We start from the raw sequence: 17,942 nt of genomic DNA on the forward strand, positions 1-17,942 counted from the left end.
ATTATTATTCGAGAGAATAGTATATAGTATAAACAACAAAACAACAAAAAAATCTCAAGGAGGAGTAAGTTATGGAAATGAATGAAATTCTAAATGGTTTAAATTCCTGTGGTTGTAATGATTCATGTGCACCACAATGCCCTCCAGTTAATGCTGGATGTGGATTTGGCAGTTGGATATGGATACTTTTAATCCTATTCTATAGCGGATCATGTGGTGGAAACTACGGATGCGGATGTCAAAATCAAAAATCTTGTGGATGTGGATATGGAGCAGGTACTGGAAATTGCGCATCATATTTATTCCTATTAGTAATTCTATTCCTTTGCAACGGTAGAGATTGCGATAACGGATGCGGTGGATTAGGAAATCTATTTGGCGGATGCTGCTAATCTTAAAATAAGAAAGGAGAGATAGTTATGTCAAAGAAATGTCGCGAAAAGAAACATGATTGCTGCTGTCAAGATATGTGCTGCAACTCATATGGAAATGGTTGCGGAAATGCTTTTAATGGAATGAATAGTTGTGTATCACCTATAATATTCTTATTAATAGCTTGTGGATCTGGAGTTTTAAATAATAACAGATCTTGCTTAATAATCTTATTATTCTTACTATGCGGAGGCTCATTCTCAAGCTTATTTGGTGGAGAAAATTGCTGCTGTTAGTATAGAGGATGGAGGGCTTTTAGCCCTCCAAAAAAATGCCCTAAAATATAAACATATTTTAATTTAATACATATAATAAAGTGAAGAGGAATTTATAGGAGGAGCCTAAATGTCAAAAAAGAAGCATAGGCGTAAAGGGGAACAAGGAGGTTATGATAATCAGCAGAATAAATCTAATATAAATCAAAATAATCCTTTTGGAATAAATCCAGCTCAAATAATGAGTTTATTAGGTGGTAATATGGATATGGGACAAATAGGGAATGTTTTATCATCTATGAGTAAAGAGGGATTTGATTTAAGCAATCTAAATCTTGGTCCATTACAAGGATTTATGCAAGGAAATCAAGGTAATAATAGAAATCAAGGCGGATTTGATTTAGGTGCATTGCAAAATATGATGTCAGGATTAGGGTTAGGAGGTGGAATGGATTTAAATAACATTGATATGAATAACCTTAAAAATATGATGGGAAGTAATAATAGCTATAATGATAACAAAGATGAGTTGTTTAATGAAGAAGAAGTAGATGAGAACATACAGCTTTTGATAGCAATAAAAAGTATAGTAGATCCTAAAAGGGCTAATTTCCTTGATAGAGTTATAGAAGCATATAGAGAAGGGACTTTTAAGTAAATTTAAAGGATAATAATGTATAAAAAAAATATCATAGTCAATACTATAAGTGTACCGGAGAAGTATTCTCCTATAGCGAATGAAGAGAAATCTTCATTAAAGCTAAAACCCCCCATCCCCCTTTTAGGCCGCAAAAGCGGCCTTTTGATTTTTTTATGATTTTCTTATAGACAATATTTTAAATTCTTTATAAGGATCTCTCTCTACAGTTAGATAAAGTAAAAGCTCTTGTTTAGGAGAATTAGACTTTGATTTATTAACTGCTTCGAAAGATAAAACCCAATTTAATGTTGTAACATCGCCGTTTTTATCCCATTTAGTATCAGTAAAATATCCATTTTGAAAAGAATAACGATAATTTTCTTTATCAAGTCCCCATAAAAGTCCTAGCTCATCACTGGATATATTAGAAGAAAATATATTTGGTGGTTCAGATAATTCATATTGTGCTTGAATTATATCAATAAAGGATTGAATAGAAGCAAGTCCAGGAACTTTTTGTTTAGAAAAACTTATGTCCTTAATATTACTTCCGTTGAAAACAAATGAAGCAACTGATGAATCACCTTTACTAGAAGAAAGGGATAAAATTTTAGGAGTTCTTGAGTTGGTAGAATCAAGAATGCCCAATATATTATCCTGAGATGTATAAATATTATTAAATTCTCCATTATCCCAAGTGAAAATATAATTAATAGGAGAATTATCCTTAGAGCCTCTTATTATTATTTCAGGAGTCCCATCTCTTGATAAATCTAATGTATTAATTTTAATAGGCCAATTAGATAATTTAGAAGCAAGTAAATTAGATTTATCTTTACTTTTTAAAGAAAAATCTTTATTTTGTGTTTTTATATTTATTATGTAATGATTTTTTTCAGAAAGTATATTTAATGAATCCATTTCGCCATCACCATTTAGGTCAAGTGAATCAGTATCTTTAGTAAATGTGCTTAGAGTAAAATTTGTTGCTGAATAATTATCATTTGTAAAAATAAAAAAATAACATAATAAAAATATAGAGAGACATAAAACTATTAAAGATGATAAAATAGTTTTCTTTTTTATTACTATAAATTTAGCCATATAATCACCTCATTTTATTATATGAAGTCATTAGAGGATAAATTCAAATTTAAATAAACATATATATAAATAAAAAAAACTAGAAAATTATTTTTAATTTCCTAGTTTAAGCTTTAATTACTGACATTGTCTACAAATACCATAGAAGAATATTCTGTTAGATAAGACTTTATAATCAGAAGAATCTTCAGCAGTTTGGTTTAGGTTTTTAAATGAAATATTGTCTAGGTCATCCACCCTACTACAATTAATACATTGAATATGAGCATGCTCACATGAATTACCATCATATCTAAAGTTACCTTCACCAACGTTGATTTCTTGAATTAAGTCAACTTCTACTAGAGTTTTTAGTGCTTTATATACTGTAGCTAAACTCATAGTAGGATATTCTGGTTGTAGTGCTTTATATATTGTTTCTGCTGAAGGATGTTCTTTTGTACTCATTAGATATTTATAAACAGCTAATCTTTGAGGCGTAAGTTTTAATTTCTTTTCTCTGAAGATAGAAGTTATATTGTCCATAATACACCACCCTTATAATATTGTAACTCTATTATATAATATGAAATAGTACCAGTCAATAGATATTGAACAATAATGACTGGTAAAAAATAATAAATGTTAATTAACTAAAAATTTGTATTATTTCTACAAAATATTCAGAAAACTATTGAATATGCATAAAACATATGATAATATTTATGTAGAGGTTGTTAATTAATTAACAAACCCTTAAGGTATTAATGCTAATTTATTAACATTATTTATAATATCATAAATTTTACGAATAATATATACTAATAAAATAGAAAATAGTAGTAAATTAATTATATTTAGGAGGAATTAATAATGGCAAAGTATAAAGTAGGAGACGAATTAATAGAGGTAAATGATCCATCAGAGGAAAAAGTAAAATTAAGAGAATTAACTTATTTAACTAAGGATGGGGATTATGCACAAATAGCATGGGGTATAAAAATAGTTAATGTTGAATATGATAAGCCATATGTAACTTTAACATATAGAAATCTAGATGGAGAATTAAATAAAGTTTTTGCGGAATGCAAAGATATTGCAAACTTTGAAGAAGAAAAGGTGCTAGAAAAAGCATTATTAAAAGCATTTACAAATGAAGTAATTAATATCTCAGTAGTAAAAAATAGTAATCATTGCAGAAGATAATTATATTTCAATATAAAGTGCGATATTAAAGAAGCTTATGGGAAATTTATACATAGGTTTCTTTTTTGTTGAATTTTTGTGAATTATATAGATATGAATCTTTTAAATTACCATATATTGATATATAATTATTTTAATGATCAATATGGAGTGTATATATGGATATTTTTATAGCGAGACAAGCGATTTATGATAAAAGTGAAAAAGTAATAGGATATGAGTTGTTATATAGAAGTTCTCTAGAAAATAGTTTTGATAGTAGTATAGAGGCAAATAAAGCTACTTATAAAGTAATAGAAAATATTTCATCTTTTGGTTTAGATGAACTTACTAACAATAAAATAGCTTTAGTTAATTTTTCAGAAGAAGTTATTAATAGTAATATAGCAACTTTATTACCAAAAGAAAAGGTAGTAATAGAGGTTTTAGAGGATGTAAAGCCCACAAAAGAAATTCTTGAAAATTTAAAAATTTTAAAGAGAAAAGGATATAGAATTGCCTTAGATGATGTTGTAAATTTAGAACAAACTTTAGAGTTTATAGATGTTATAGATATTATAAAAGTAGATTTTATGTTATCTACTAAAAATCAGAGAAAGGAACTTTCTGATTTTATAGTAAAAACTAATATAAAGCTTTTAGCAGAAAAGATAGAAACAGATGAAGATTTACATGAGGCTATAGAGTTAGGCTTTGAATACTTTCAAGGATATTATTACAGCAAACCGTCTGTTTTATTTGGAAAAGACGTAGTAATAAAAAATTCATCAATATTTAGTATTTTAGTAGAGTTGTTAAAAGATGATTTTGATATGGATATTGTTGAAAATATAATAAAATCAGATGTAGCATTAATGTATAAATTTTTAAGATTTATTAATTCCTCTTATTTTAATTTTTTACAAGAAATAAGTTCAATTAAGCAAGCTATAATGTTAATTGGTAGAGGAGAATTAAAAAAGTGGATTTCAATATTATCTATAGTAGAAATGGCTTCTTATAAAAATGCAGAATATGCTAATAACACAGTAATACGAGCTAAATTTTGTGAAGTTATGTTAGAAGAAATTTCTAGTGAAGAAAAATCAATGGCATTTATGGTTGGGCTATTTTCAGATTTACATCTAATGATAGAAAAGGATATGAGAAGTATAGTTGATGAACTTCCTGTTAGTATAGATATAAAAAAAGCTCTATTAGGAGAGGAAAATATTTATAAGCAAATATTAGATATTGCTTTAGCATATGAAAAAATGGATATGACTAAAATTAATTCATTATGTAAAAAAGTTAAGTTAGATACGAGTATATTAGGTAATTTGTATTTAAAGTCAATTGAATGGACTAAAAATATAACAAATATAAATTAAATGTAAATTACATGAAAATTTAATAAATTAATACTTTATTTTTAACAAAAGTTATATTATAATACAAGTGTGATTTCGTTTTCATAGGTTTGGGTATTGGGGGGGAGATTTATGAGTAATTGTCCATTTTGGTCAACTAGTAGAGAAAAGGTTAGTTGCTATGGTGGATGTCCTATGCAAGCATCTGCTAAAGGAGAAGAAGGATGTCCATTTAAAGAATTGGTACCATCTGGGAAAAGTATTTATACAGATATGGGAAATGAGGATCTTTTCTATTCCCAAGATAGATATTTAAATTATAAAGTTTCTGAGAGAATAGTAAATTATTAAGAAAGAGTGCAAATGCACTCTTTCTTTTTTATTTTATACAATCATGTAGTAAATTTTGTTTTAAAGACCAAAGTTCTTTTGATAAGTCAACGTAATAATTGTGAGGATTTTCAAACCTTAAAACCTCAGGCCACATTTTATTGCATTCAGATTTAGAAAACTCTTTTATATCTAAAACAGTAGGACTTTTATAAACTTGCTGTCCTTTATCAAATACTTTTACCATTAGTTCTTTTACATAGTAGTTAGATATTTTTTTTCTTTTCCATGTGTCAACAGGATGGAAAAGTTCTATGTTTTTATTATCAATAACATTTTCATGACTTAAAGCTATTAAATCAGCTATTGCAATATTAGTTTCATTATCGAAGATTCTATATATTTTTTTAAAGCCAGGGTTAGTGATTTTTTCACTATTTTCACTTATTTTTATTCTTGGAATGATTTTATTATTGTTTTCAACTGCAACAAGTTTATAAACTCCTCCGAAAACAGGTTCAGATTTAGCTGTAATAAGCCTTTCTCCAACACCAAAGGAGTCAATACAAGCACCTTGGTTTAAAACATCTCTAATTATATGTTCATCTAATGAATTAGAAACTATTATATTACAATCACTATATCCAGCAGCATCAAGTTCTTTTCTACATTTTTTACTTAAATAAGTAATATCTCCAGAATCTATTCTTATGCCTTTAGGTCTTTTTCCAAGAGGTTTTAATACTTCATCAAATACCTTTATAGCATTAGGTAATCCTGATTTTAATACATTATATGTATCTATAAGTAAAGAACAATTATCAGGGTAAACTTCTGCCCAAGTTTTAAATGCTTCATATTCAGTATCGAATAATTGAACCCAGCTATGAGCCATTGTACCTACAGCAGGGACATGAAAATATTTATCAGCTATAGTACAAGCTGTTGAATCACATCCACCGATTATAGATGCTCTAGCACCGTATATAGCTCCATCATATCCTTGAGCTCTACGAGAACCAAATTCCATAACAGTTCTTCCATTAGCAGCTCTACAAATTCTATTAGCCTTAGTTGCAATAAGAGTTTGATGATTAACTGTAAGTAAAATCATAGTTTCTATAAATTGCGCTTGAACTACAGGTCCTTTTACTGTTACTAAAGGTTCATTAGGAAATACTGGATTTCCTTCAGGAATCGCCCAAACATCACATTCAAATTTAAAATTCTTTAAATAATTTAAAAAATCTTCAGAGAATATATTTTTACTTCTTAAATATTCTATATCTGATGGAGTAAATTTTAAATTACTTAAGTATTCTATTAACTGCTCAACTCCAGCCATTATACAATAGCCACCACCATCAGGAACTCTTCTAAAGTACATATCAAAATAAGCAATTTTATCTTGTATCCCTTTAGTAAAATAACCATTAGCCATGGTAAGCTCATAGAAATCTACTAACATAGTAAGATTTCTCTCATTAGTAACGTCAAATCTTATCAAGTTCTCCATTTTTACCCACCTTTGAACTTGCTACAATATAAGTATATAAAGTAACATAATCTTATTAAATAATATAAACATATTGTACATCTATATATTAATTATTACAATATAGTTATTTATAATAGCAATAGGGCTAGAATAATTATGAGAAAGTAGTGAAAGGGAGTAAAAATGCAAGTTAGTTTAGATAAATTTCAAAAAGAGGCTGTTTATGTTAGAGATAAAAATGTAATTGTAATAGCAGCACCAGGCTCGGGAAAAACTACGGTAATAATCAATAGAGTTAATTACCTTGTTAGTGATTTAAAAGTAAAAATTGGAAATATAATAGTAATTACCTTTACAAGAGCAGCAGCAGATAATATGAGAAGTAGATATAAAAATGTTTTTAAAAGAGAAAAGGCTCCTTTTTTTGGGACGTTTCATGGTTTATTTTATAAGATTTTACTTAGAGAAGGTTATAAAATTGAAATAATAGAAGGTGGAATTGCTCATAGAATTGTTAAAAATGTTTTATCTAAGTATTCAGATGATGTTAATGAAGATAAAGTAAAGGAAGTATTAAATAATATATCAACTTTTAAGACGGCTCTAATAGAAATGGAAGAATTTAAACCAAGCTTATCAAAGGAAATTTTTAAAGAGTGCTTTGAACATTATGAAGAATATAAAAATAAAAATAAGTTATGGGATTTTGATGACTTATCAATTACAGCAATTAATTTATTAAGAGATAATAATATTATTTTAAATAAATATAAAAATATATTTAAATATGTATTAGTTGATGAATTTCAAGATTGTGATGAACTTCAAATAGAGTTTTTAAAACTTATAAATGATGTTAATGAACTATTTGCAGTTGGAGATGAAGATCAATGTATATATTCTTTTAGAGGATCTAGACCAGAGTATATGGTTACCTTTAATAAGGATTTTAAAGGTGGAAAAAAATTATATTTGTCAGTAAATTATAGAAGTAATAAAAATATAGTTGAAGCTTCAAAGAAGATAATTAAAAATAATATAAATAGAAACAATAAAAAAATTAATTTTTTTAAAAACTCTAAAGGAATTATAGAATATTCAACTCCATACAATGAGACGATACAAGGTGAGGCAATAGCTGATATTATTGAAAAATCTATTGATGAATTTGAGGATAATGCTATTATTTATAGAACTAATATGGAAGCTAGAAGCTTGATAGATGTATTTACAAGAAAAAAGATTCCATTTGTATTGTTAGATAAAGGATATAACTTTTTTGAACACTTTATATGTAAGGATATTTTAGCTTATCTTAGATTAGCTATAAACATTAAGGATAAAAATGATTTTTTAACTATAATTAATAAGCCCTTTAGATATGTAAGTAAATCAAGTATTGAATATATAAAAGGTTATTTTGAAGATAAAAGCCCCTTTGATATTTTAATTGAGAAAAAGGACACTCCACCATACCAAGCTAAAAAGTTTAATGATCTAAGAAAAGAAATTAATTATTTAAATAAAATTTCATTAGGAAGCGCTATACAATATATTATATCTGAACTTGGATATGTTAATTACTTAAAGGAGTATGGAGAAAGATATAATCAAAATATAGATGAGTTAGAGGATATATTAGAAGAATTTAAAAGTGCAGCTGAGGGATTTAAAACAATTATTGAATTATTATCTCATGTTGAAAAGGTTAAGGAGCAATTAGAAGAGGCAAAAGCAACTGAAAAAGGTGTTATACTAAGTACTATACATGGTGTTAAAGGAATGGAGTTTAAAAATGTTTTTATAGTAAATTGTAATGAAGAAACAATTCCACATAAGTCATCAATTGAGGAAAATATAGAGGAAGAAAGAAGATTATTTTATGTTGGCATAACACGAGCTATTAATAATTTATATATTTATTCTCCTAAAACTCAACGTGGAAAATTTAAGGATCCATCAAGATTTATAAAAGAAGGTGAATTTTCTACTGAAGCAAATAAAGATTATGGGATAAAGATTGGGGGATATATACATCATAGAGCTCATGGAGAAGGAAAGGTTACATCTATTGAAGGAGATGTTATAAAAATAGACTTTGGTAATAATGAGCTTAGAAGTTTTTCTCTTAAAATATTAATGGAAAATAATCTTATGATAATAGTGAACTAAAATGTTCACTATTATTTTCTTACGTTGTATAATTTTACTATAAATGTATGATAAAATTAGTAATAAAGAAGAAAAAGGAAAATTTATATATAATAAACAGTTTTATAGCTAATGAGGTGAAGTAATGAATAGTTTAGATATAAAAGCAGGTGAGATTAAGTTCGCTTTGGATATTGGTACAAGATCTATGATAGGTACTGTAGGAATAGTAAAGGATAACAAATTTAATGTTATTTGTGAAAAGTATTTAGAACATGAAGAACGTGCAATGGTTGATGGACAAATTCATGATATAAGCTTAGTTTCAAATGGAGTAAAAAAGATAATAAGTGAAATAGAAGAAAAAATAGATATAAAGCTAGAAAATGTATCAATAGCAGCTGCAGGAAGGTTTTTGAAAACTATTGATACAAAAGGAACTATTGATATAGATCAAGATGAAGAAATAAGTAAAGATACAATAAGAAATTTAGAGCTTATAGCTGTAAAGGAAGCAGAAAAGGAAATAAATAAATCAACAGATGGTAAGTTATATTGTGTAGGATATTCAGTTATAAATTATTATTTAAATGGATTTGTAATTTCTAATCTTTTAGGACATAAAGGTGAAAATGCAGCAGCGCATGTTATAGCAACATTTCTTCCAAGGTCTGTTGTAGACTCTTTATATACAGTTATGAAAAATGTTGGTTTAAAAGTAAATAGTCTAACATTAGAACCTATAGCAGCAATTGAAGCAGTAGTACCTAAAAATTTAAGATTACTTAATATAGCTTTAGTAGATATAGGGGCAGGTACTTCAGATATTGCAATAAGTTCAAAAGAAAGTATTTCATCATATGGAATGGTACCTAAGGCTGGAGATGAGGTTACAGAAGCAATAGTACAAGAGTGTTTAGTAGATTTTAATACAGCTGAAGTTATAAAAAGAAGATTAAATATACAAGAAGAAGTTACATATACAGATATAATAGGAATCGAGAATACTGTAAAGTCAGAGCATTTAATGAAGGTTATAGCTCCAGTAGTTAAAAAAATAGCTGAAAGCATAAGTTCTAAAATTATAGAACTTAATGGGAATAAGCCTCCAAGTGCTTTATTTTTAGTTGGTGGTGGTGCCCATACACCAGGTTTAATAGATGAGATAAGTTTAAGTTTAAATATGCCTATGCAAAGAATTGCTATTAAAGATAGAAAGGCTGTAGTAGATTGTATTAGTAATAATGAATTAGGATCAGCAGGGGTAACTGTACTTGGTATAGCACTAGTTGCTTTAAAAAATCAAGGAAATGATTTTATTGATGTGATATTAAATGGAACACCAATTAGTATGTTTAATTCTCATGAACATACAATAATGGATGTTTTAATACAAGCAGGAATAAATCCATCTATGTTAATTGGGAAAAATGGTAAAAATATCAGATATACTTTAAATGACATAAAAAGGATAGCCTTTGGGGAAAAAGGAAAAAATCCAACAATAAAAGTAAATAAAGAGCTATGTACTATAGAGAGAAAAATAAAAGCAGGAGATATTATAGAAGTTACATTTGCTAAGATAGGGAAAGCTGCATCACCTAAAGTAATTGAGCAAATAAAGGAATTTAATACTATAAGCATATATATAAATGGACAATTATATAACTTAGAACCTATAGCATTATTAAATAATATTGAGGTACCTTTAGATTCTGAAATAAAAGATGGAGATAATGTGAAAATAGTATTTCCTAATAATGTAGGGGATATTTTAAAATATATTATTAAAGATTCTAAGGAGCTTCATAAGGATGGAAAGATATTAAATGATAATTATATAGTTTTAGATGGAGATAGCTTTACTACTAAAGAAAGCTTAGAAAATATTAATGAAAAAGAAATAAAGGAGAATTTCTCTGAAAATATGCATATAGTAGTAAAAGTAAATGGTAATGAAGTAATACTTAGCGATAAAAGCGAATATATTTTTGTTCATATATTCAACTATATTGATTTTGATTTAAAGGAAGCAAAGGGAACTATAAACCTTAAATTAAATGGAAATATGGCTGGATATACAGATGTTATAAAAGATGGAGATGAAATAGAAATATTTTGGAGCTAAGGTAAGAAATAATAGGGGGCAATTAAAATGAATTTTAAAGAGGAAGCAATAAGCATCTTAGAAGAATTAGTAACCTTAAGACGAGAATTACACAAACATCCAGAAATAGGTATGGAAGAATTTGAAACTTCAAAATTAATTAAATCTTTTTTAGATAATGAAAAAATTCCATATAAGGAATTTGCAAAAACTGGTGTATGTGGGATTATAAAAGGAATAAAAGGCAATAATTCTAATAAGACAATTGCATTGAGGGCAGATATTGATGGCTTACCAATGGATGATAAAAAGACATGTAGTTATTCATCAAAAATAAAAGGTAGAATGCATGCATGTGGACATGATGCTCATACTACCATATTATTAGGAACAGCTAAACTTTTAAATAAAAATAAACATTTATTTGATGGAAATATAAAGCTTATCTTTGAACCAGCAGAAGAAACTGTTGGGGGAGCAAGGTTTATGATAGAAGAAGGGGTTTTAGAAGATCCTAAAGTAGATTGCATTTGTGGGTTGCATGTAGAAGAAACCTTAGAGTGTGGAACTATTATGATAAAAGATGGAGTTGTTAATGCTGCATCAAATCCATTTAACATAACGATAAATGGTTCAGGTGGCCATGGTGCTTATCCACATACAACAATTGATCCTATAGTTATTGCAAGTCATGTTGTTTTAGCTATTCAAAGTATTATAAGTAGAGAAATTGATCCATCTAATCCAGCGTTAATAACAGTTGGGTCGATTCATGGTGGAACAGCTCAAAATATAATTCCAGATGAAGTTAAAATAAGTGGAATTATAAGAACTATGAGTAAAGAAGATAGAGTTTTTGCTAAAAAAAGATTAGAAGAAGTGGTTATAGATATATGTAAATCTTTTAGAGGAAGCTGTGAAATAGATATAGAAGAATCATATCCCAATTTATATAATGATGATAGTATGACTAAATTATTTAAAGAAGTAGCTATAGAAGTATTAGGGCAAGAAAATGTATTACCTCAAAGAAATGCTAAAATGGGTGTGGAAAGTTTTGCTTACTTTGCAAATGAAAGACCATCAGTATTTTATTTTTTAGGATCTGGAAATAAGGGAAAAAATATTATTTATCCAGCTCACAGTAGTCTTTTTGATATTGATGAGAATTGTTTACCATTGGGTGTAGCTATGCAATGTGAAATGGCTCTACAATATTTGACAAGAAGTTAATTTAATATTAATCTATAACAATGGGGAAAATATCTTTAAAAGAGAAAAAGCACTAGGAGTGATTAGTTTGAGAATAGAAATAGGTACAAATGAAGCAGGGCAAAGATTAGATAAATTTTTAAGAAAATTATTAAAGGATGTTCCTTTAAGTAAGATTTTTAAAGCTCTTAGAAAAGGTGATATAAGAGTAAATGGAAAAAAACAAAAGGAAAATTATCCGCTTCAAATTAACGATATTATAGAAATAAAGTATGTTCAAAGTAACAAGGAAAAAAACAAACCAAACTTTATTAAAGTTGAGTCTGGTGGAATGAAAATAACATATGAAGATTCAAACTTATTAGTGGTTGAAAAGTGGCCAGGGGTATTAGTACATCCAGATCAAAAAGGTGCTGAAGCTACATTAACAGATTATGTTTTATCATATTTAAATGAAAAGGGAGATTATCTTCCAGAAAATGAAGTTACATTTACACCAGCATCATGTAATAGATTAGATAGAAATACTTCAGGTATAGTTATTTTTGGTAAAAACTTTGAATCACTTAGAACATTAAATGAAATGATAAGAGATGGGAAGGTTGAAAAATACTATAATACTTTAGTTAAAGGCAAAGTTAAAGATGGTTTATACAAAGGATATATTCATAAAAATGAAGATGTTAACATATCAAAAGTTTATGATGAAAAAATTCCTGATTCAAAAGAAATAGCCATGGAAGTAAAGACTATTAAAACAAATGGAGCATACTCACTATTAGAAATAGATTTAATAACAGGAAGAAGTCATCAAATAAGAGCTCATTTAGCTCATTTAGGTACTCCTATAATTGGAGATAATAAATATGGTGATAGAAAGTTAAATTCTTTCTTTGCAAATAAATTTGGATTAGATTGTCAATTTTTATATGCTTATAAGCTTATATTTAGAGAGGCAACAGGAAAGCTTGAATATTTAACTAATAAAACAGTTATAGAAAGTCTACCACCAGTATTTAAAAAGATAAAAAATGATGTATTTAAATTTTCTATAAAATAAAAGGGGAAAGTTATGGAAGAGAAATCAACGGGACGCGGCTTTTTGATATTATCAATAGCTGGAATTGTTGGGAAGCTACTATCAGCTTTATATGTTCCTTTATTAAAAGGGGTTTTAGGAGAAACAGGATATGGTATATATACCGGGGGGTATGATATATTTATATTTTTAATAGCTATAACAAGTTTAGGGGCTCAACCGGCAGTTACTAAAGTTGTAACAGAGTTAAGGGCTATTGGAAGTCATAAAGATGCATTAAGAGCTTTAAAAATAGCAAGAAGATATCTTGTTATTGGAGGAACTATAGTATCGGCAATATTTATGGCGCTAGCATATCCTTTTGCTATAATTATAGGAAAAGAAGAAGCAGCTCTGACATTTATATTCTTAGCACCTGCAATAGTGTTTGCTGCTATGTTAGCTGCGTATAGGGGATATATGCAGGGGATAGAGGATATGGAGTCATTAGCTATATCTCAAGTTATAGAACAACTTGTAAATGTAGTTTTAAGTATTGCATTTGCAGCTATATTAGTTAAGATAAGCAATGAGTGGGGAAGTGCTGGAGGTACTGTAGGAACTTCTTTAGGTGCTATTGTAGCCATAATATATATAATTTATATATTTGAAAAAAGAGATTATAAAGAAGAGGCAGAAAAATTACATACTGAAAATAAAAGAGTAGTTTCAGATAAAAGAATAGTAAGAAAGCTATTTATGTATGCAATACCAATAACAACAGTTGCTGCAGTTCAAAACTTTTCAGGTGTAGTTGATTCAATAACACTTTCAAATAGCTTATTATCAGCAGGATTTAATAAAGAAGAAATGTATAATTTATCGGCAGCATTATCTTATTACAAGACATTAGTGTATGTTCCTTTAGCTATAATTACAGCACTTGGAACATCAATATTTCCTAAGATAATTCAGGCTTTTGTACATAAAGATAGAAAACAACTTAAAAGAGAAACAAGTTATGCCTTTAGATTAACATATATTATAGCTATACCAGCAATGTTCGGATTGGCAATTTTAAGTAAAGAGATTTATTGGTTTTTATTTGGGAATAATACAGAAGTATATAAGTTATTAGCATTTGGATCAATATTACTTATCTTTATGTCAATAACAACAATTCAAAGTGTAATATTACAAGGAATAAATAAATTTTATTTAATAATTGGAACAGCATTATTAGGGATAGCCTTTAAGATTGCCTTTAATATAGTATTAGTACCTATTGAAAGTATAAATATTTATGGTGCAATGATAGGTACAATAGTTTCATATTTAATTCCTGCAATTATAAATCATATTAAAATAGAAAAGTTTTTTAGAGTTAAAATACCAATAATAAAACAATCTATAGTACCTTTAATATGCTCAACTTTAATGAGTATTATTATAGTGATTTTAAAGGTGCCTACTACAAGAGTAGTTGAAATAGTAGGATCTGGAAGAATACTAACAGGAGTTGCTACATTGGTGTTAGTAGCTATAGGAGGAGTAATTTACTTATATACTATGGTTTATTTCGGTGGTATAAGAAAAAAAGATTTAGATATGATTTCTCCTAGATTATATAGAGTAATGCCAAGGAGTTTAAGAAAGCAATTACTTTAGTACAAATTAGTTATAAAGAGCTATTTAATAATAAAAAGGACTAAAAATTTTATATTAAATTTTTAGTCCTTTTAAATTTAATCTTCTTCTATGCCTAAAAAACTTAAAACAGCAAATATTGCAAAGGTACCCACAGTTATAATAATATTTTTTGTAATAAATAAATCAGTTAAAATACTTTTAGCAAATATGTTTAAAAGCATAAATATTAATATAGCTAGTAATGAGAAGATAACTATATTAGTTTTCGATAAATTTATATCTATATGTTTTTTTACTTCCTTAATATTTATTATTAAACTTATTGTAGAGGTAATAAAAAGTGTTATAGCATATCCAAATATATTTATCTTTGGAATTCCAACAAAAATAAATAAACAAATAAGTTCAATTACAGCTACTATAAGCGAGTTCCTTAAAATAATACTTTGTCTATTAAGTCCATTTAAAATTCCAAACATTGTACTAGCAGTGAAAAAGATTGGAGCACATAAAGATCCAATCCTTATGTAATCACCTAAGTCATCTCTAGAGTAAAACATTTTACCAAGAGAGTCAGGAATTATGTTACAGATTATTGTTGTTGCTAATCCAAGTAAAAATGCTATTTTTATTACTTTACGTATTCTTAATGAAGCATTATAATAATCACCCTCACTTATACTTTGCGATAAATCAGGAACTAATAGAGAGTTTATTGAGGATACAACAATCATAGGAAAAGTTATTATTGTAAAGGCCATTGCTGTGAATTTTCCAATCATACCTATTGCTACAGTATATTCAAATCCGGCAGCTACTAATCGCCGAGGAACAAGTAGCGTAGAGGCTGTTCCAAAAAGATTCCCAAGAAATCCATTTAAACAAAGAGGTAACGCTATTATAAGAACGTTAAATATAAGTTGTGAAGCTCTTTCTGGTTTTTCGTAAGAAGGTGGTGCTTTTCTAGAAAGATGCTTATAGTAAACATATAAAAGTAGTAAACTTTGAAGTTCACCAATTGCTAATGAAACATAAGCTAATGTTACAAGTGAAGTAATAGATGTTGCTTTAAACATAAATATTAAAAGCGCAATAGTAATTATTCTCATAGCCTTTTCTAAAATATCTATAAATGATGGAACTGTAATTTTAGATACTCCAAAAAAATAACCTTTTAAAATATTGGAAAGTGCTATAAATACCATTGCAGGACAAGTAACTCTTATAGCATTTACTGTTCTTATATCATTAACACCATATTTACTTATATATGGAGCTAAAAAGAAAACAACAACTCCTATTGCAATAGCCCAAACAATATTAAAGGTTGCAATAGTTCTTATAGTTTTACTTATATTATTAAATTGTCCTTTTGCTTTATAAATAGCTGATACTTGAGAAATGGCAGCTATTATTCCAGCAGTCATCAAACAAATAAAAAGGTTATATATAGGCATAACTAAACCATATAAACCCATACCAACAGGACCTATAAGTTTAGATAGATAAATTGAAAAAATAAATCCCAAAATACCTGTTGTTATATTTGATGCAGTAAGCAAAAATGAATTTTTTACGAAATTATCCTTTCCCAAACATATCACTCCTTTAAATTACAATTATATTTATTCGAGTTTATAGAAAAATATGTATTGTAATAGAAAAAGTAGAATTTTTAATAATAGTAATATTTTATTTATTTAAAAATATAAATTAAACATAGGATAAAGAGGGGGAGGTACACTTATGAAACGATTTATAAAATTTTTAGGAATATCAATAGTTACTGTAACCATAGCTTTTGGAATTTTCAAGTTAACAAATAAATATAATCTAAATATAATACACAAAAATATAGATTGGTCCATAAGCGTAAAAGGATGTGAGGGGGCAAAGAGTTTTGATTTTGATGATAATGGAAATTTGTATATTGCCTTTAAAGATACTATAAGAATAGTAAATAGTGATGGAAAAGATAAGGTTATAATAAAAGAAAATAATTTTGATATTCTAGATATTATTTATTATAATAATAAACTTTATATAGCAACTGGTTCTAGAATAGTTGAATATAATTGCCAAAATAATGAGAGTAAGGAACTTATATCAAATATCCCTAATTTAGGCATAAATAAGGAAATTAATTTATTAATAGAAAATGATATATTATATTTTTCAGTGGGAAGCAATACTAATTCGGGAATAGCAGAGAAAAAAGAGGCAGCCTATGATCTACCAACTAATTCATGGATATTAACTGGTAATAATTATGGAGAAGGAAAAACAGGTCCTTTTGTTCCATATGGAAACTCTGTTGAAAAGGGAGAAAAGGTTGAAGTAAAAAAAATTGGAAATGCAGCAGTTTTAAGCTATGATTTAAACTTAAATGAAGTTAATTTATATTCCCATGGAATTAGAAATATTAAAGGTTGGGATACAGATAATGAAGGTAACATAAAAGCTATAGTTGGAGGTATGGAAGATAAAGAGCCAAGGGCTGTAAAGGATGATAAGGACTATATATACGAGATTAAAAAGGATACTTGGTATGGATGGCCAGATTATAGTGGAGGTGATCCGATTACATCACCTAGATTCAGTGATGGTACTAAAATAGACTTTCTATTAGAAAATCATCCAGATAAAACACCACTTGCACCTAGCTATCAACATAAAGAAGGGCAATCCTTAATGGGATTAGCAATAGATAAAGAAGGAAAGATTTTTGAGAAGAATACAATAGTTTTTGGTGATAATAAGAAAAATTTATTATATTCTATAACAAAAGATGGAGTAGTAAGGGAACTTGTTGATTTAGGTAATAATAGTTATATTAGCAAGATAAGATTCTACAATAATGGATTTTATGTTTTAGATAGTAGTCTTGGATGTTTATATGAATTACAGTCATCAAATGTTGGACATTTATTTAATTTACCAAAAGTATTATGGATATTTGCAATAATATTTTTAATAATACTTTTAGGTTGTATAGTATTTAAAATTAATAATAAAAAAATGAAAAAATAATATTTTTAAAAGAGTTATTAG

General features: G+C 27.5%; 16 protein-coding genes. 12 read left to right on the forward strand and 4 right to left on the reverse strand.

The window, feature by feature from the left end:
• Window positions 1–71: 71 nt before the first annotated feature.
• From ACYQ1T_RS09950 to ACYQ1T_RS09960, 3 genes are all read left to right on the forward strand, one after another.
• Window positions 72–392, forward strand: a complete 321-nt coding sequence (locus tag ACYQ1T_RS09950; protein WP_459834442.1) for a hypothetical protein — start codon at window positions 72–74, stop codon at window positions 390–392.
• A gap of 27 nt (window positions 393–419) precedes the next feature.
• Window positions 420–668 (forward strand): hypothetical protein, encoded by a 249-nt coding sequence (locus tag ACYQ1T_RS09955; protein WP_459834444.1) that lies wholly within the window; start codon window positions 420–422, stop codon window positions 666–668.
• Window positions 669–777: 109 nt separating this feature from the next.
• Window positions 778–1,305, forward strand: coding sequence for a hypothetical protein (locus tag ACYQ1T_RS09960; protein WP_459834446.1), 528 nt, complete (start codon window positions 778–780; stop codon window positions 1,303–1,305).
• 153 nt (window positions 1,306–1,458) lie between these two features.
• On the opposite strand, the gene ACYQ1T_RS09965 is transcribed toward ACYQ1T_RS09960, so the two are convergent.
• Together ACYQ1T_RS09965 and perR are read right to left on the reverse strand one after the other, a co-directional pair.
• On the reverse strand, window positions 1,459–2,391 hold the full coding sequence (locus ACYQ1T_RS09965) for a hypothetical protein (protein ID WP_459834448.1): 933 nt from the start codon (window positions 2,389–2,391) through the stop codon (window positions 1,459–1,461).
• 117 nt (window positions 2,392–2,508) lie between these two features.
• Entirely contained in the window at window positions 2,509–2,916 is a 408-nt protein-coding gene (gene perR / locus ACYQ1T_RS09970) for a transcriptional regulator PerR (protein ID WP_459834450.1), read from the reverse strand.
• Between the two features lie 327 nt (window positions 2,917–3,243).
• On the opposite strand from perR, the gene ACYQ1T_RS09975 reads away from it, so the two are divergent.
• The 3 genes from ACYQ1T_RS09975 (at window position 3,244) to ACYQ1T_RS09985 (ending at window position 5,276) form a co-directional block, all read left to right on the forward strand.
• Window positions 3,244–3,576 (forward strand): hypothetical protein, encoded by a 333-nt coding sequence (locus ACYQ1T_RS09975; protein WP_459834452.1) that lies wholly within the window; start codon window positions 3,244–3,246, stop codon window positions 3,574–3,576.
• 158 nt (window positions 3,577–3,734) lie between these two features.
• Window positions 3,735–4,946, forward strand: coding sequence for an EAL and HDOD domain-containing protein (locus tag ACYQ1T_RS09980; protein WP_459834454.1), 1,212 nt, complete (start codon window positions 3,735–3,737; stop codon window positions 4,944–4,946).
• A 111-nt stretch (window positions 4,947–5,057) separates the two neighbouring features.
• Complete coding sequence (locus tag ACYQ1T_RS09985) at window positions 5,058–5,276, forward strand: hypothetical protein (protein ID WP_459834456.1); 219 nt, start codon at window positions 5,058–5,060, stop codon at window positions 5,274–5,276.
• A gap of 28 nt (window positions 5,277–5,304) precedes the next feature.
• Here the strand turns inward: ACYQ1T_RS09985 and ACYQ1T_RS09990 are convergent, their stop codons facing one another.
• Entirely contained in the window at window positions 5,305–6,771 is a 1,467-nt protein-coding gene (locus ACYQ1T_RS09990) for a nicotinate phosphoribosyltransferase (protein WP_459834458.1), read from the reverse strand.
• Window positions 6,772–6,936: 165 nt separating this feature from the next.
• On the opposite strand from ACYQ1T_RS09990, the gene ACYQ1T_RS09995 reads away from it, so the two are divergent.
• The 5 genes from ACYQ1T_RS09995 to ACYQ1T_RS10015 all read left to right on the forward strand — a co-directional run bounded on the left by ACYQ1T_RS09995 (window position 6,937) and on the right by ACYQ1T_RS10015 (window position 14,909).
• On the forward strand, window positions 6,937–8,925 hold the full coding sequence (locus ACYQ1T_RS09995; protein ID WP_459834460.1) for an ATP-dependent helicase: 1,989 nt from the start codon (window positions 6,937–6,939) through the stop codon (window positions 8,923–8,925).
• Between the two features lie 124 nt (window positions 8,926–9,049).
• Window positions 9,050–11,032 carry a cell division protein FtsA gene (locus ACYQ1T_RS10000; protein ID WP_459834462.1) on the forward strand — a complete coding sequence of 661 codons (1,983 nt, stop codon included), beginning with the start codon at window positions 9,050–9,052 and terminating at the stop codon, window positions 11,030–11,032.
• Between the two features lie 27 nt (window positions 11,033–11,059).
• A complete protein-coding gene (locus ACYQ1T_RS10005; protein ID WP_459834464.1) occupies window positions 11,060–12,244 on the forward strand; it encodes a M20 metallopeptidase family protein in 1,185 nt (394 codons plus the stop codon).
• Window positions 12,245–12,311: 67 nt separating this feature from the next.
• Complete coding sequence (locus tag ACYQ1T_RS10010) at window positions 12,312–13,283, forward strand: RluA family pseudouridine synthase (RefSeq protein ID WP_459834466.1); 972 nt, start codon at window positions 12,312–12,314, stop codon at window positions 13,281–13,283.
• 12 nt (window positions 13,284–13,295) lie between these two features.
• Window positions 13,296–14,909, forward strand: coding sequence for a putative polysaccharide biosynthesis protein (locus ACYQ1T_RS10015; protein WP_459834468.1), 1,614 nt, complete (start codon window positions 13,296–13,298; stop codon window positions 14,907–14,909).
• A gap of 77 nt (window positions 14,910–14,986) precedes the next feature.
• Here the strand turns inward: ACYQ1T_RS10015 and spoVB are convergent, their stop codons facing one another.
• Complete coding sequence (spoVB, locus tag ACYQ1T_RS10020; protein WP_459834470.1) at window positions 14,987–16,486, reverse strand: stage V sporulation protein B; 1,500 nt, start codon at window positions 16,484–16,486, stop codon at window positions 14,987–14,989.
• A gap of 151 nt (window positions 16,487–16,637) precedes the next feature.
• Between spoVB and ACYQ1T_RS10025 the strand changes: the two genes are divergently transcribed.
• Entirely contained in the window at window positions 16,638–17,921 is a 1,284-nt protein-coding gene (locus tag ACYQ1T_RS10025) for a PQQ-dependent sugar dehydrogenase family protein (RefSeq protein ID WP_459834472.1), read from the forward strand.
• The last annotated feature ends 21 nt before the right edge of the window (window positions 17,922–17,942 follow it).

The sequence above is a fragment of the Clostridium carnis genome (genome assembly GCF_054657435.1).

Coding starts and splice junctions, on each gene's coding strand:
- ACYQ1T_RS09950 (WP_459834442.1), top strand. CDS start 72: ATGGAAATGAATGAAATTCTAAATGGTTTAAATTCCTGTGGTTGTAAT.
- ACYQ1T_RS09955 (WP_459834444.1), top strand. CDS start 420: ATGTCAAAGAAATGTCGCGAAAAGAAACATGATTGCTGCTGTCAAGAT.
- ACYQ1T_RS09960 (WP_459834446.1), top strand. CDS start 778: ATGTCAAAAAAGAAGCATAGGCGTAAAGGGGAACAAGGAGGTTATGAT.
- ACYQ1T_RS09965 (WP_459834448.1), bottom strand. CDS start 2,391: ATGGCTAAATTTATAGTAATAAAAAAGAAAACTATTTTATCATCTTTA.
- perR (WP_459834450.1), bottom strand. CDS start 2,916: ATGGACAATATAACTTCTATCTTCAGAGAAAAGAAATTAAAACTTACG.
- ACYQ1T_RS09975 (WP_459834452.1), top strand. CDS start 3,244: ATGGCAAAGTATAAAGTAGGAGACGAATTAATAGAGGTAAATGATCCA.
- ACYQ1T_RS09980 (WP_459834454.1), top strand. CDS start 3,735: ATGGATATTTTTATAGCGAGACAAGCGATTTATGATAAAAGTGAAAAA.
- ACYQ1T_RS09985 (WP_459834456.1), top strand. CDS start 5,058: ATGAGTAATTGTCCATTTTGGTCAACTAGTAGAGAAAAGGTTAGTTGC.
- ACYQ1T_RS09990 (WP_459834458.1), bottom strand. CDS start 6,771: ATGGAGAACTTGATAAGATTTGACGTTACTAATGAGAGAAATCTTACT.
- ACYQ1T_RS09995 (WP_459834460.1), top strand. CDS start 6,937: ATGCAAGTTAGTTTAGATAAATTTCAAAAAGAGGCTGTTTATGTTAGA.
- ACYQ1T_RS10000 (WP_459834462.1), top strand. CDS start 9,050: ATGAATAGTTTAGATATAAAAGCAGGTGAGATTAAGTTCGCTTTGGAT.
- ACYQ1T_RS10005 (WP_459834464.1), top strand. CDS start 11,060: ATGAATTTTAAAGAGGAAGCAATAAGCATCTTAGAAGAATTAGTAACC.
- ACYQ1T_RS10015 (WP_459834468.1), top strand. CDS start 13,296: ATGGAAGAGAAATCAACGGGACGCGGCTTTTTGATATTATCAATAGCT.
- ACYQ1T_RS10025 (WP_459834472.1), top strand. CDS start 16,638: ATGAAACGATTTATAAAATTTTTAGGAATATCAATAGTTACTGTAACC.